This is a genomic window from Marinobacter sp. ATCH36, from assembly GCF_023555055.1.
In the GTDB taxonomy this organism is placed as follows: Bacteria; Pseudomonadota; Gammaproteobacteria; order Pseudomonadales; family Oleiphilaceae; genus Marinobacter.
Genome location: NZ_JAMJPL010000005.1, coordinates 121,801 through 134,379, shown reverse-complemented (window position 1 = coordinate 134,379; position 12,579 = coordinate 121,801). Strand labels below are relative to the sequence as shown.

Here is a 12,579-nt window from a genome sequence, read left to right as displayed (position 1 = left end):
TTGTTCCCCGATAGCTCAGTTGGTAGAGCAACGGACTGTTAATCCGTTTGTCGCTGGTTCGAGCCCAGCTCGGGGAGCCACTTACAGCACTTCCCCTCGCTGCATAAACTCCCGCAGCACCCTGAACAGCGTTACGCTATCCCTGGTTCCGGCCATTTCCCGAATAGAATGCATACCGAACTGCGGCACCCCTATATCCAGAGTTGTCACTCCCAGATTTCCGGCGGTCAGCGGGCCAATGGTACTACCGCACCCCATATCGCTGCGCACTACAAAGGTCTGGTATGGCAAGTCCAGTTCATCACTGATGTGGCGATACAATGCGGCTGAGCGACTGTTGGTGGCATAGCGCTGGTTGTGATTGACCTTGATTACCGGCCCCTGGTTCAGGATGGGGCCGTGGTTCTCATCATGCCTGTCCAGATAGTTGGGGTGAACGCCGTGGGCATTGTCGGCAGAGATCATCATGGAGCGCGCAATGGCACGGGCGCGGCCTTTGCCACACCAGCGGTCCAGAACTGCGGACAAAAAGGGCCCCTGGGCACCTTCAGCGGACATACTGCCCACCTCCTCATGGTCATTGCATACCAGCAAAGCCGGCTCTTCACCTGAAGACTCGATCAGCGCCTGCAGCCCGATGTAGCAGCTCAGCAGGTTGTCGAGCCTTGCCGAGGCAATAAATTCCTCACGAAGACCCACGATTGACGCTGGCTGGGCATCGTAGAAACCCAGCTCATAACCCAGAACCTTGCGAACGCTGATGCCCGGCTGTTCCTCAGCCATCTGCTCGACAAGCAGATCGGCAAAGCGGGTAGTGTCATCCTCCGGCACCTGCATCAGCACCGGCGGCAGATCGGTCTGGGGATTCACCGTGCGGTTGCTGTTGGCTTCCCGGTCCAGATGGATTGCCAGGCTGGGGATGTAGGCCACGGCTTTGCGGAAATCCACCAGCGTGTCATTCACGCGGCCGGATTCATCCACATAGGTGACTCGCCCGGCCAGGGACAGGTCCCGGTCAAACCAGGGGTTAAGGAGTACTCCACCGTAGACTTCCACGCCCAGTTGAAAAAAGCCCTTGCGGCGCAGTTCCGGGTTCGGCTTTACCTTCAGGCACGGACTGTCGGTGTGTGCGCCTACCATGCGAATGCCGGCCTCAGCGGCGTCCCGGCGGCCTGTCCGGAACGCGACAATGGACGAGCCATTGCGGATGGCGTAGTAGCCCTGCCCCGCTTCCAGATTCCAGTCCTCCCTCTCGTCCAGAGTTTTGAAGCCGGCCTCATCCAGCCGTTGCTTCATAGTCGCAACAGCGTGCCATGGTGTGGGTGAAGCATTCAGAAATTCGAGCAAATGGTTGTTAAATTCGGCGTGTTCCATGATGTCCCTGATAAACTGATAATTGCGGCGCCAGTATGGCATGATGGCGCCCGACGTCATATCCGTACAAAACGGCTGCCTGAGTGCGGCCCGGCTACCCGGAGAGTGTACATTGCCTGCACCACGTTTTCTTGATATCGAATACTGCCAGACCGACGACACATTGTTTCCAGTGGCCATGGCCTGGTCGCTTGACGACGGGCAGATGAAAACCGTCGTCATTGCCCCGGCCGACGAGTGGATACCGGAAGACGGCGACCTGGGTGACATTGACCTGCTTTATCTGGAAGAACAGGGCGTGCCGCTGATTGAGCTGGCCCAGGAATTACACCAGGACCTGCCCGACCAGACCGTTTACGTCGACGGTTTGGACCCGGATGAAACTCTGGTGGACCTGATCTTTACCGCAGTGAGTATGGACGCACCCTTCGAAATCGCCGGTGTGGAAGAACTTATCACCACTCTTTCCAGAGAGGAACTGGACGATCGCCGTCGCCAACTGCTGTCAGACGAAGGCCTGGAACCCCAGCTACCTGAAAACGGCGTTTACGCTTTGCTTTTGATTGCCCGTGAGGAAGGTTTTTTCGACTAATACACCTCTGTTAGCAGGGCGAGGCCGGGCTGACAACCCTCGGCAAGGCCCGGGAGACCGCCCCGGACGACCGCTCTCCACAGGCCTCAAATACGAGTTCTGATGTGCCAACACCGGTGAATCCGCGCATTACGCTGAAAATCCCGGTCGAGTGTGTCGCGGGTTACCTCTTCAATCGCAAACTCTTCCTCCAGGCCCTCATCCAGCTTGAAGCGTCTGAAGTTGGTCGAGAAAACCAACAGTCCCTCGGACGTTAACCGCTGCATAGCCTGGCGTATCAGCCTGCCATGGTCCTTCTGAACGTCCAGTACGCCAGCCATTCGGGCTGAATTCGAAAAGGTAGGCGGGTCCATAAAGATCAGGTCAAAGCGCTGATCACCGGAGGTCCTCGCCGCCAGCCATGCCAGGCAATCTGCCTGCTCCACACGATGATGGGACGCATCCACATCGTTGAGCGCAAGATTCTCCTGTGCCCAGTTCACGTAGGTTTTCGACATATCCAGACTCAGAGAGCGGGTCGCTCCACCCACCGCTGCGTGAACCGTGGCTGCACCGGTATAGCAGAACAGGTTCAGGAACCGCTTGCCGGTCGCATTTTGTTGAATCCAATGCCGCACCGGACGATGGTCCAGAAACAAACCGGTATCCAGATAATCCTTGAGATTTACCTTCAGTACGCAGCCATGTTCATGCACATTGAAAAACTCACCGCTGGCCGCCTGTTTCTCGTACTGACTGGTGCCGGCCTGGCGCTGACGTTGCTTGCAGACCATCGCTTCCCTCTCAACACCGATGGCCTCGGGAATAACCGCCATTGCTTCTGCCAGCCTCTCCCTTGCGGAGCGATCATCCACCGACTTGGGCGCCGCATACTCCTGGACGTGAACGCGCCCTTCGTAGATATCAATGGCCAGGGCGAACTCCGGCATATCGGCGTCGTACAGTCGGTAGCAACCAATGCCCTGCTTGCGGGCCCACTGCCCCACCGTCTTCAGGTTTTTCTTCAGCCGATTGCGCAGCATGGCCGCACGTTCTTCATTGGCAATACGGGGGGTCAACTGACCTGGCACATCCGGCTCTCGCGGCGTCATTGCGCTGACGTCGTCGACGTTAAAAAGCAATAGCTGAGCCGGCAACTTGCCATTGTAGAGGCGATACTGTTTGTAGCTGCGCAGGCCTACGGATTTGCCGTATTCGGGCGCACCGGTGAACACCCCCAGCCGCCAGCCCGGCAATGCAGACTTCACCGCTTCGCCCAGGCTTCGGTAAAGACTACCCAGCTCCTTGCGCTCACTCAGGCGCTCACCGTAGGGAGGATTTACCAACACCAGGCCAGTTTCGGCCCAGCTCTCATTACGGATAAATTCGTCGATGGCCCGCCGTTCAACGGTTACGATGCCTTCAAGGCCTGCACGCTGCAGGTTATGTTTTGCAGTCTGAATCACACTGCGGTCCTGATCAAAACCATGGAATAAGGGCATACGGCCTTCGATGCCCTGCTTACCTTCGTATGCGCGCTTCTCTGCTTCCTGGCGCAACGATAGCCACAGGTCCGGCTGATGGCCTGGCCAGCGTTCAAAGCCAAAGCGCTCTCGCTTACGGCCCGGCGCCATATCCAGAGCCATCATCGCGGCCTCAATCACCAATGTGCCGGAACCACACATGGGGTCGACGAAATCACCACCGGCTTTTGCAATCTCCGGCCAGCCGCATCGGGTCAACAAAGCAGCCGCCAGGTTTTCTTTCAAAGGCGCAGCACCCTTCTCTGTCCGGTAGCCCCGCTTGTGAAGGCTGTCGCCGCTCAGATCAATGCCTACCGACAATTTGCCGCGATTCAGTCGGGCGGAGACGGTGACATCGGGATTTTTCGCATCCACAGAAGGCCGCTGTCCGCTGGCGCTGCGCAAGCGGTCAACAATGCCGTCCTTTACACGCTGGGCACCAAATTGGGTGTTACGGATCGCCTCGTTCTGGCCTACAAAGTTGACGCGAAAACTGCCATTCACGGGAATGTGCTGCTGCCACTCCAGATCCGTCACACCACCCAGCATCTGATCGCCGGAGGTTGCGTCCACATCCGCCAGATGAAGAATGACCCGGTTGGCCAGCCTCGACCACAGGCAGGCACGGTAACCGCTCTCCAGTGTGCCATTGGCCCAGACACCTGCCGGCGCGTTCCGGACCGGATCCATACCAAAGGTACGCAACTCGTCCTCCAGCAAATATTCCAGGCCCTTGGGGCAGGTTACGAAAAAGTTAAGGTCTGACACGTTCGACTCCTGGGTCGTTGCTGATGGAGCTAAAGTCGCGGAATAGCGCATTGTCCCGGGTTTTACCGGTTTTTTTATGTCACACAACTATAAGAAAAGCTTCATATAGATTAAATAATTAGTGTACAACGGCGTCGGCTTGGTCTTACCTTGTAAGTGACGCGTCGTTCCGGGGAGCCAAAAAACGCTCTCTGTTAACAGGATCCTGACTGCTCTGGCCACACCTGACAATAGTGGGTTACCCCGGAAGGGTTGCCCAGAGTCTCGGCCACTGCAGATGTGTACACGCTTGTTCTGTTAATCCATTAGTGAGGAACGGCATGAAAAGACAGAAAAGAGACATGTACGCTCGTGCATACAAACGGGGCTATCTGGCCGGCGTGTCCGGTAAAGCAAAAGACAGCTGCCCGTTGGAACAACCGGAAGTTCGCCAGGAATGGCTCAACGGGTGGCGAGAAGGCCGCACAGATCAATGGGAGGGCATGACCGGCGTATCCGGTATCCACAGACTGTCGAACGTAACGGCATGACGCTATTTGCCAAAGTCCCGAATCTTTAATCTGATCTTTTAACAACATACAATTTGACGCAGTACTCAGAGCAAACCAAACGGGTCCTCCCGACCCGTATCATGCGATGAAGCGCCACGGGGTAAGTTCCCCGCACGGGCCCGCTAAGCGGGCCCACTTTATTATTGGCCCTGCCGTTTTCAGCCTGCTTTTACCCCCAGTTGACGAATCGCCTCGACCGACTCCCTGATCAGCGCCGGACCGCGATAGATAAAGCCGGTGTATACCTGCACCAACTTTGCCCCTGCGCGAACCTTTTCCGCTGCACTATCACCGTCGGTAATGCCACCTACCCCGATAATGGGCAGCACCTCACCAAGTTCTGCATAGAGGGCCTGGATTACACGTGTTGAAGGTTCCCGCACGGGTGCTCCACTCAGTCCACCTGCCTCTTCCGCGTGCCGGTGCCCGGCAACTGCGTCACGGCTGATGGTTGTATTCGTTGCAATCACTCCATCAAGCCCTGACTCTTTCAATGCTGCGGCGACAAAGCGGATTCCTTCGTCGTCCATGTCAGGAGCAATCTTCACCGCCAACGGCACGTAACGGCCATGCGTTTTTTCACAGCGCGCCTGCTCGTCCTTGATGGCATGCATCAGCCCCTTTAATGAATCCCCGAACTGAAGGTCCCGCAGCCCGGGCGTATTGGGAGATGACACATTCACGGTAATGTAATCCGCACGGGAATACACAGCTGCGATGCCTTTGCGATAGTCCAATTCGGATTCCTCATTGGGCGTCGCCTTATTCTTCCCCACGTTAATACCCAACACACCGGAATAGCGTCGCTTATCCACCCGCGCCAGCAAATGTTCCAGCCCCTGGTTGTTAAAACCCATTCGATTGATAATTGCCTGATGCTCGGGAAGCCTGTACATGCGCGGCTTGGGGTTACCCGGTTGGGCAAGTGGCGTAACGGTGCCCACCTCTATAAATCCGAAACCCAGTGCGCCCAGAGCATCGAGATGATCTGCATTCTTGTCCAGGCCTGCAGCAAGGCCAACCGGATTGGGAAAATCAATTCCCATCACCCGTACGGGCAGCGGATCCGGCTCGCTGACCAGCGCTTTCAGCAGCCCAAGTTTTCCAGCGATATCCAGGCCAGACAGAGTCAGATCATGAGCGGTTTCCGGTGGCAGTCGGAACAACAATTCACGCATAATCCCATACATACAGAATCTCCCTGATCGAGAATGACGCGGAGTATACCGGAACTTTTCCACAGCATCGCCTTACGCGACTCATATGACAGAAAAATGTCTGTAGCGTTAAGGTGTTGTGACCTTTTCCACGGAATCTGTGGATAACCCTGTTGAAAATCGCGGAGCAACGCCGTCGAACCCTTGATATCCGCGCCAGTCTACAGATTGATCATTTTTTAACCAGTTTATTTTATTATATATATCAGCAAGTTGACTCATTTTTTCTGATTCGTAAAGCAGATGACACACCAGAGGCTAGCTTGAAGCCAATTCCCGACGATGTGCATAAATCATCCAGATTGGTCATCGGAAGATCCTTGCAAAGCTTGGCAATAATATCGGTATACTGGTTTTCCAAGCCATGGGAGCAAAATTTTGAAAGACCACCAGACCCCGCCCTTACGCCATGGGGAAAACCTGTCAGAAGAGCGCAGGGCCGCTTCGAGAGTGACCGTGATCGGCATGCTTCTGGACGCTTTTCTGGGTGCCATAAAAATAATCGGCGGCACACTCTTCCATTCCCAGGCTCTGCTCGTGGACGGCATTCATTCGCTCAGTGATGTCGCGTCGGATTTCGTGGTTTTGGGGGTCATGCGTGTATCCCGCCAGGGGCCGGATGCAGACCACCCTTATGGACACCAGCGCATTGAAACCATGGGAACCATGGTGTTGGGTAGTTTTCTGATCGCGGTAGGAGCTGCGCTAGCATGGGACAATACCCTTCGGCTCATGGGAGAAGGCGCTGTCGAACTCCCGCAATGGCCTGTTCTGGTAGCCGCGACCGTATCGATTGGCAGCAAGGAGTGGATCTACCGCTACACCCGTCGCGTTGGCATCAGGATTCGCTCGGACCTGATCATTGCCAACGCCTGGCACAGCCGTACGGACGCATTTTCATCGGTGATCGTGCTGTTTTCGACAGCCGGTGCCATGCTCGGCTACGTGTGGCTGGACATTCTGGCTGCTGTTGTTATTTCCGCCATCATTATTCATATCGGTTGGAAATTTACCTGGGACAGTGTCAAAGAGTTGGTGGACACCGGCCTTTCGCCGGAAGATACCCGATTGCTTCGTGAAGTCGCCATGAACATCGACGGCGTGCGGAACGTTCACGAGCTTCGCAGCCGGCGAATGGGGCATGACATTATGCTGGATATCCATCTGGTCGTGCGCCCGGAAATCAGCGTGTCCGAAGGACACCAGATTGGCATGAAGGTAGTTTCCGCCATGCGTGAGCGGCTGGACAATATCCTCGACATCAATTTCCATATTGATGCAGAAAATGATGAAGACCACCCCCACACCTCAGAACAACTACCCACCCGCGAAGAGATCCGTGAACGGTTAAGCTGGCACATCGAAAAGCTGCCAGCGAATAGCCGTCTCAGGCTGCACTACCTGCGCAACAAGGTGCACATGGAACTGTTTATGGAGATCCCCGAATCCGAAGCGCTTCCGGACGCTCAGCGGATCAGCCGGGAGCTGGGAAAGTACGCCTGGTTCGGTAGCCTGAGAATCTGGCACGCCCACACCGATAATCAACCGGTAATCTAACGGCGTCGGTTATCCTCCATGCGGGACAGGAATTCCTGCATGATCAGGGTGTACAGCTCGCCTCCGAGGAAACCGTCTTCCACCCCACCGTCAATGCTGGGGTTGTCGTTTACTTCAATCACCGCCACCCGATTGCCCGACTGTTTAATGTCCACACCATAGAGGCCATTGCCGATCAAGCGGGTGGCGTTCAGCGCCGCCTGGATCACATTTCTCGGCACCTCATAGGTAGGCATGGTTTCGAAACCGCCACTGTCGACTTCCGCACCACCGTGCTGGTAGATCTGCCAGTGGCCCTTGACCATGAAGTATTTACAGGCGTAGATGGCCCTGCCGCCCAGAACGCCGATGCGCCAGTCGTAATCGGTGTACAGGTATTCCTGAGCCAGCACCAGGGCAGACTGTTTGAACAGCTCTTTGAGACCTGCCCGCAGGGACTTTTCATCCTCTGGTTTGGTCACGCCCCTTGAGAAGGCACCATCCGGAATCTTGATGACCACAGGAAAACCCAGTTCACGCATTACCTGTTCGGCACTGTCTTTCTGGTCTTTCGAAAGAATCAGTGTCTTGGGTGTCGGAATCTTGTTGTTCTTCAACAGATCCGCCAAGTACACCTTGTTGGTGCAGCGAAGAATGGACACCGGATCATCAATCACTACCATGCCCTCAGCCTCTGCCTTGCGGGCAAAACGGTATGTGTGATGATCAATGGCCGTGGTTTCACGAATAAACAGACCGTCGTATTCCGGCAGCCGCATATAGTCACGGCGGCCGATCTTCTCGACATTAATACCCAGTTTCCTGCCGGCTTTCTCGAACTTCTCGAGCGCTTCCTTGTCGCTGGGCGGCATTTCCTCTTCCGCATTAACCAGCATGGCCAGATCAAAGCGATAGCGACGGCGTGAACGGGGCTTGCGCCAGACCATGCTACTGAAACGGTCGAATGCCGCTGCAAACGCGTCCTGCTCCTTGCCTTTGAGATCAGCCGGACATCCCGGCTTCATGGACACAATCTGCCAGGTTTTTCCGCGACGGAACACCACTTCCAGCACCGGGCACGGAAAACGGTCAAACAGTGCACGTGCGACCGGCTTCAGGTCTGCATGTTCAGCCTGGCCAAAGTAGGTGCGGATGCGCACTTCATGGGTAGCATTCTTGTCGTCAGCCGCCGGATCGATTTCGGAACCAGACGCCTCGAGCCAGTTAATAACACTGGCGTCCAGTTCGTCCAACTGTAGGGAAAACAGACCCTTGCGGCTGAGATCGTTCAGCGTCATCACCGATGGCACAACATGGTGGCCCCGGGCCTCGGCCAGCAGCGAGCAGTAATAGCCACGGCTGAGATAGCGGGCACTCTGACACAGGTTGATCACCCGCACCCGGCTGGAAGCTGGCGCCGTAAACTGCAAATACTGGTCGAAAGTCAGCACGTCTTCACTGGGGTAATAAGGCGCCCAGTCCTTGGCCCGGTCAACAACAATCAACAATCGTGACATCAGTGGCATTCCTCCATGAAGGCAGTGCCGGAAAGCGGAAAGGGAACAGGGCAAGGGTGTAATGACCCGGCCTGTACAATGTCGCAACAATACGCCGGAATGTGTTGGCCTACAATTAGCAGGAAATGCGTGCTTTTACGCATAATTGCGCGCTACCGGCAATGTCGGCTCTCACTCATAATAGCCGCCACAGCTGACACCGGCCAAGCCGTCACTTATTACGTTTTCCAGAGTCCTGACACTATGACCTCACTAAAATTTCGTCACGCCACCGGCGATGATCTGGACGCACTGGTAAAGCTGGAAAACCAATGTTTCAGCGACGATCGCATCTCGCGCCGGAGCTTCCGCCGTTTTCTGGAGATGCCCAGGGACCGATTGATTGTTGCTGTGTGCAGCGAGGGACTGGTGGGCTACTGCCTGGTACTGATGAGTGCTGCCACCCGGCTGGCGCGGATCTACTCTATTGCTGTGTTGCCGTCCGAGCGTGGACGCAACATTGGCGAGCAGCTCGTTCGCGAAGCCGAAGCCGCCGCCGTGGACGCCGGCCGTATCGTCATGCGGCTGGAAGTGCGGGAAGACAACGCCCCTGCAATCCGGCTTTACCGCCGCCTCGGCTATCGCCAGTTCGGAACCTACCGTGACTACTACGAAGACCACGGCACCGCCCTGCGGTTCGAACGCCGCATACTCTTCTACGAACCATCCCGGGAATTTCCGGCGGTACCCTATTACCCCCAGACCACGGAATTTTCCTGTGGGCCAGCCGCCCTGATCATGGCCATGGCAACGCTGGATGAACAGCAGCCGATGACTACCCTGGAGGAGCTGAAACTCTGGCGCGAAGCGACCACCATCTTCATGCTCGCCGGCCACGGCGGCTGCGGCCCCCATGGCCTGGCACTCGCCGCCTGGCACCGTGGTTTCCATGCCAGCGCCTATATCAGCAAGGAAGGTGCGCTGTTCAAGGACACGGTTCGCAATGACGATAAGAAGCGGGTACTGGAGCTGGTGCATGAAGGATTTCTGCACGACATCGGCCAGACCGGCATCGAACTCCATCACGACCCTTTAACCCTGGATGGCATGCAGGCCGCACTCCACGATGGCCGGGTACCGGTTATCCTGATCAGCACCTGGCAACTGAACCGCAGCCGTGTACCGCACTGGGTAACGGTCTGCGCCATCGACGATCAGTTTGTTTATCTCCACGACCCGGAGATAGACACCGAGATTGGCGAAACCGTCGCCGACAAGCAATACCTGCCGGTCGACCGCCGGGTGTTTGACCGCATGTCCCGTTACGGCAAGAACCAGCCGTTGCAGGCGGCGGTTATTGTTGGGCCCAAGCGTTCTTCCTAGCCAGTGCGCAAAGCAGCCTCTTTAAGCTCCGAAATATCATCCCGCAACCGGGCAGCCGTCTCGAAATCCAGATCGGCGGCGGCCTTGTACATATCGTCTTCCAAACGGGTGATCTCCTTGAGAATCTCCTCCGGCGAGCGATTGCCCATCTTCGCGCGGTAGCGTTCTGCTTCCTCGGCGGCCTTCTCGCCCGGACGCTCTGCCTTGCGACGTCCGCGGCCACTGCCACCACCGGCGCCTTCCATGATATCCGCGATCTTCTTGTTCAGGCCCTTGGGCGTTATGCCATGCTCCTCGTTATGAGCAGCCTGCTTGGCCCGGCGGCGTTCGGTTTCGTCGATGGCCCGCTGCATGGAACCCGTAATCCGGTCGCCATAGAGAATCGCCTTGCCATGAAGGTTACGGGCGGCTCGGCCGATGGTCTGTATCAGGGAGCGCTCGGATCGCAGGAAGCCTTCTTTGTCGGCGTCGAGGATGGAAACCAGCGACACTTCCGGCATATCCAGACCTTCACGCAGCAGGTTGATACCCACCAGCACATCAAACTCTCCCCGGCGCAGGTCACGAATGATTTCCACCCGCTCCACCGTGTCGATGTCCGAGTGCAGGTAGCGTACCCGGATATCGTGTTCCATCAGGAAGTCGGTGAGGTCTTCCGCCATGCGCTTGGTGAGTGTGGTCACCAACACCCGTTCGCTAACGTTGGTGCGCAGCCGGATTTCCGAGAGCAGGTCGTCCACTTGGGTAGAGGCCGGGCGAACTTCGATTTCCGGATCCAGCAAGCCGGTTGGGCGGACCACCTGCTCAACCACCTGCCCTGAGTGTTCGGCTTCGTAATTGCCGGGAGTAGCTGACACGAACAGCATCTGCGGCGCGATCCCTTCCCACTCGTCAAAACGCATGGGCCGGTTATCCAGGGCCGAGGGCAGCCGGAAGCCATATTCCACCAGGGTTTCCTTGCGGGAACGGTCGCCTTTATACATCGCGCCGATCTGGGGAATGGTAGCGTGGGATTCGTCCACCACCAGCAGCGCGTTTGGTGGCAGGTAATCAAACAGCGTGGGCGGTGCCTCGCCCGGTCGACGTCCGGACAGGTAGCGTGAGTAGTTCTCGATGCCGTTGCAGTAGCCCAGCTCAAGCATCATCTCGATGTCATAGCGGGTGCGTTCTTCCAGCCGCTGGGCTTCCACCAGGCGGTTGTTGTCCCGCAGTTGCTGGAGGCGCTCATCCAGTTCCACCTTGATGTGCTCAACGGCGTCCAGCACTGTCTGGCGGGGCGTGACATAGTGAGACTTGGGATAGATGGTAACCCTTGGCACCCTGCGGAGGACTTCCCCGGTCAACGGGTCGAAGTAACTCAGGTTTTCCACTTCGTCATCGAACAATTCAATACGGATGGCTTCTTTTTCGGATTCCGCCGGAAACACATCGATTACATCGCCGCGCACCCGGTAGTTGGCACGGTGAAACTCAATGTCGTTGCGGGTGTACTGCAATTCCGCCAGGCGACGGAGGATGTAGCGCTGATCGATCTGGTCACCCCGGTCCAGGTGCAGCATCATTTTCAGGTAAGACTGGGGGTCACCCAAGCCGTAAATAGACGACACCGTGGCCACGATGATGGCATCCGGGCGCTCAAGCAGAGCCTTGGTGGCGGACAGGCGCATCTGCTCGATGTGCTCGTTGATGGACGCGTCTTTCTCAATGAAAGTGTCGGAAGACGGCACATAGGCTTCCGGCTGGTAATAGTCGTAATAGGAAACGAAGTACTCAACGGCGTTGTCCGGGAAAAACTCCCGGAACTCCCCATACAACTGGGCAGCCAGGGTTTTGTTGTGGGCCATGATGATGGTTGGACGCTGCACCTGCTGAATCACGTTGGCAATGGTGAACGTCTTGCCCGAACCGGTTACACCCAGCAGTGTCTGGTGGGCCAGCCCGGAATGGATACCATCCACCAGTCCTTCAATGGCTTTCGGCTGATCACCCGCTGGCTGGAACGGGGAATCCACCTTGAACGCGCCGTCTTTCATGAGTGCGCCGGTTTCTGATGTGGCCATAGTCGGGAGACATCCTCCGATCGATCGGGTTAGAGAAACTTATCGTCACGCGGGCTTCATGGTACCATTTGTTCCATTCAAGGCAGCCTGAACGTGGTGT

9 protein-coding genes and 1 tRNA gene are annotated in these 12,579 nt (G+C 56.6%); 5 read left to right on the top strand and 5 right to left on the bottom strand.

What is annotated here, in order from left to right:
* Positions 1 to 4 precede the first annotated feature (4 nt).
* Positions 5 to 80 (top strand) — tRNA-Asn (locus tag M8010_RS15375).
* Between the two features lies 1 nt (position 81).
* Here M8010_RS15375 and M8010_RS15370 read toward each other — a convergent pair.
* Positions 82 to 1,374, bottom strand: coding sequence for a M18 family aminopeptidase (locus M8010_RS15370; RefSeq protein ID WP_250093609.1), 1,293 nt, complete (start codon positions 1,372 to 1,374; stop codon positions 82 to 84).
* A 112-nt stretch (positions 1,375 to 1,486) separates the two neighbouring features.
* Between M8010_RS15370 and M8010_RS15365 the strand changes: the two genes are divergently transcribed.
* A complete protein-coding gene (locus M8010_RS15365) occupies positions 1,487 to 1,966 on the top strand; it encodes a hypothetical protein (protein ID WP_250093412.1) in 480 nt (159 codons plus the stop codon).
* 86 nt (positions 1,967 to 2,052) lie between these two features.
* Here M8010_RS15365 and rlmKL read toward each other — a convergent pair whose 3' ends face one another.
* On the bottom strand, positions 2,053 to 4,236 hold the full coding sequence (gene rlmKL, locus M8010_RS15360) for a bifunctional 23S rRNA (guanine(2069)-N(7))-methyltransferase RlmK/23S rRNA (guanine(2445)-N(2))-methyltransferase RlmL (RefSeq protein ID WP_250093410.1): 2,184 nt from the start codon (positions 4,234 to 4,236) through the stop codon (positions 2,053 to 2,055).
* 320 nt (positions 4,237 to 4,556) lie between these two features.
* On the opposite strand from rlmKL, the gene rmf reads away from it, so the two are divergent.
* The gene (gene rmf / locus M8010_RS15355) at positions 4,557 to 4,766 is read left to right on the top strand and encodes a ribosome modulation factor (protein WP_250093404.1); all 210 of its coding nucleotides are present in this window, start codon (positions 4,557 to 4,559) and stop codon (positions 4,764 to 4,766) included.
* 179 nt (positions 4,767 to 4,945) lie between these two features.
* Here the strand turns inward: rmf and M8010_RS15350 are convergent, their stop codons facing one another.
* A complete protein-coding gene (locus tag M8010_RS15350) occupies positions 4,946 to 5,977 on the bottom strand; it encodes a quinone-dependent dihydroorotate dehydrogenase (RefSeq protein ID WP_250093396.1) in 1,032 nt (343 codons plus the stop codon).
* A 492-nt stretch (positions 5,978 to 6,469) separates the two neighbouring features.
* Between M8010_RS15350 and M8010_RS15345 the strand changes: the two genes are divergently transcribed.
* Positions 6,470 to 7,561, top strand: a complete 1,092-nt coding sequence (locus M8010_RS15345) for a cation diffusion facilitator family transporter (protein ID WP_250093608.1) — start codon at positions 6,470 to 6,472, stop codon at positions 7,559 to 7,561.
* Here M8010_RS15345 and M8010_RS15340 read toward each other — a convergent pair.
* The gene (locus M8010_RS15340) at positions 7,558 to 9,057 is read right to left on the bottom strand and encodes a RimK family ATP-grasp domain-containing protein (RefSeq protein WP_250093388.1); all 1,500 of its coding nucleotides are present in this window, start codon (positions 9,055 to 9,057) and stop codon (positions 7,558 to 7,560) included. The genes M8010_RS15345 and M8010_RS15340 overlap by 4 nt on opposite strands.
* Before the next feature lie 243 nt (positions 9,058 to 9,300).
* Between M8010_RS15340 and M8010_RS15335 the strand changes: the two genes are divergently transcribed.
* A complete protein-coding gene (locus M8010_RS15335) occupies positions 9,301 to 10,419 on the top strand; it encodes a GNAT family N-acetyltransferase/peptidase C39 family protein (protein WP_250093386.1) in 1,119 nt (372 codons plus the stop codon).
* On the opposite strand, the gene uvrB is transcribed toward M8010_RS15335, so the two are convergent.
* The gene (gene uvrB / locus M8010_RS15330; RefSeq protein WP_250093606.1) at positions 10,416 to 12,452 is read right to left on the bottom strand and encodes an excinuclease ABC subunit UvrB; all 2,037 of its coding nucleotides are present in this window, start codon (positions 12,450 to 12,452) and stop codon (positions 10,416 to 10,418) included. The two genes, M8010_RS15335 and uvrB, sit on opposite strands and share 4 nt — an antisense overlap.
* Positions 12,453 to 12,579: the final 127 nt, after the last annotated feature.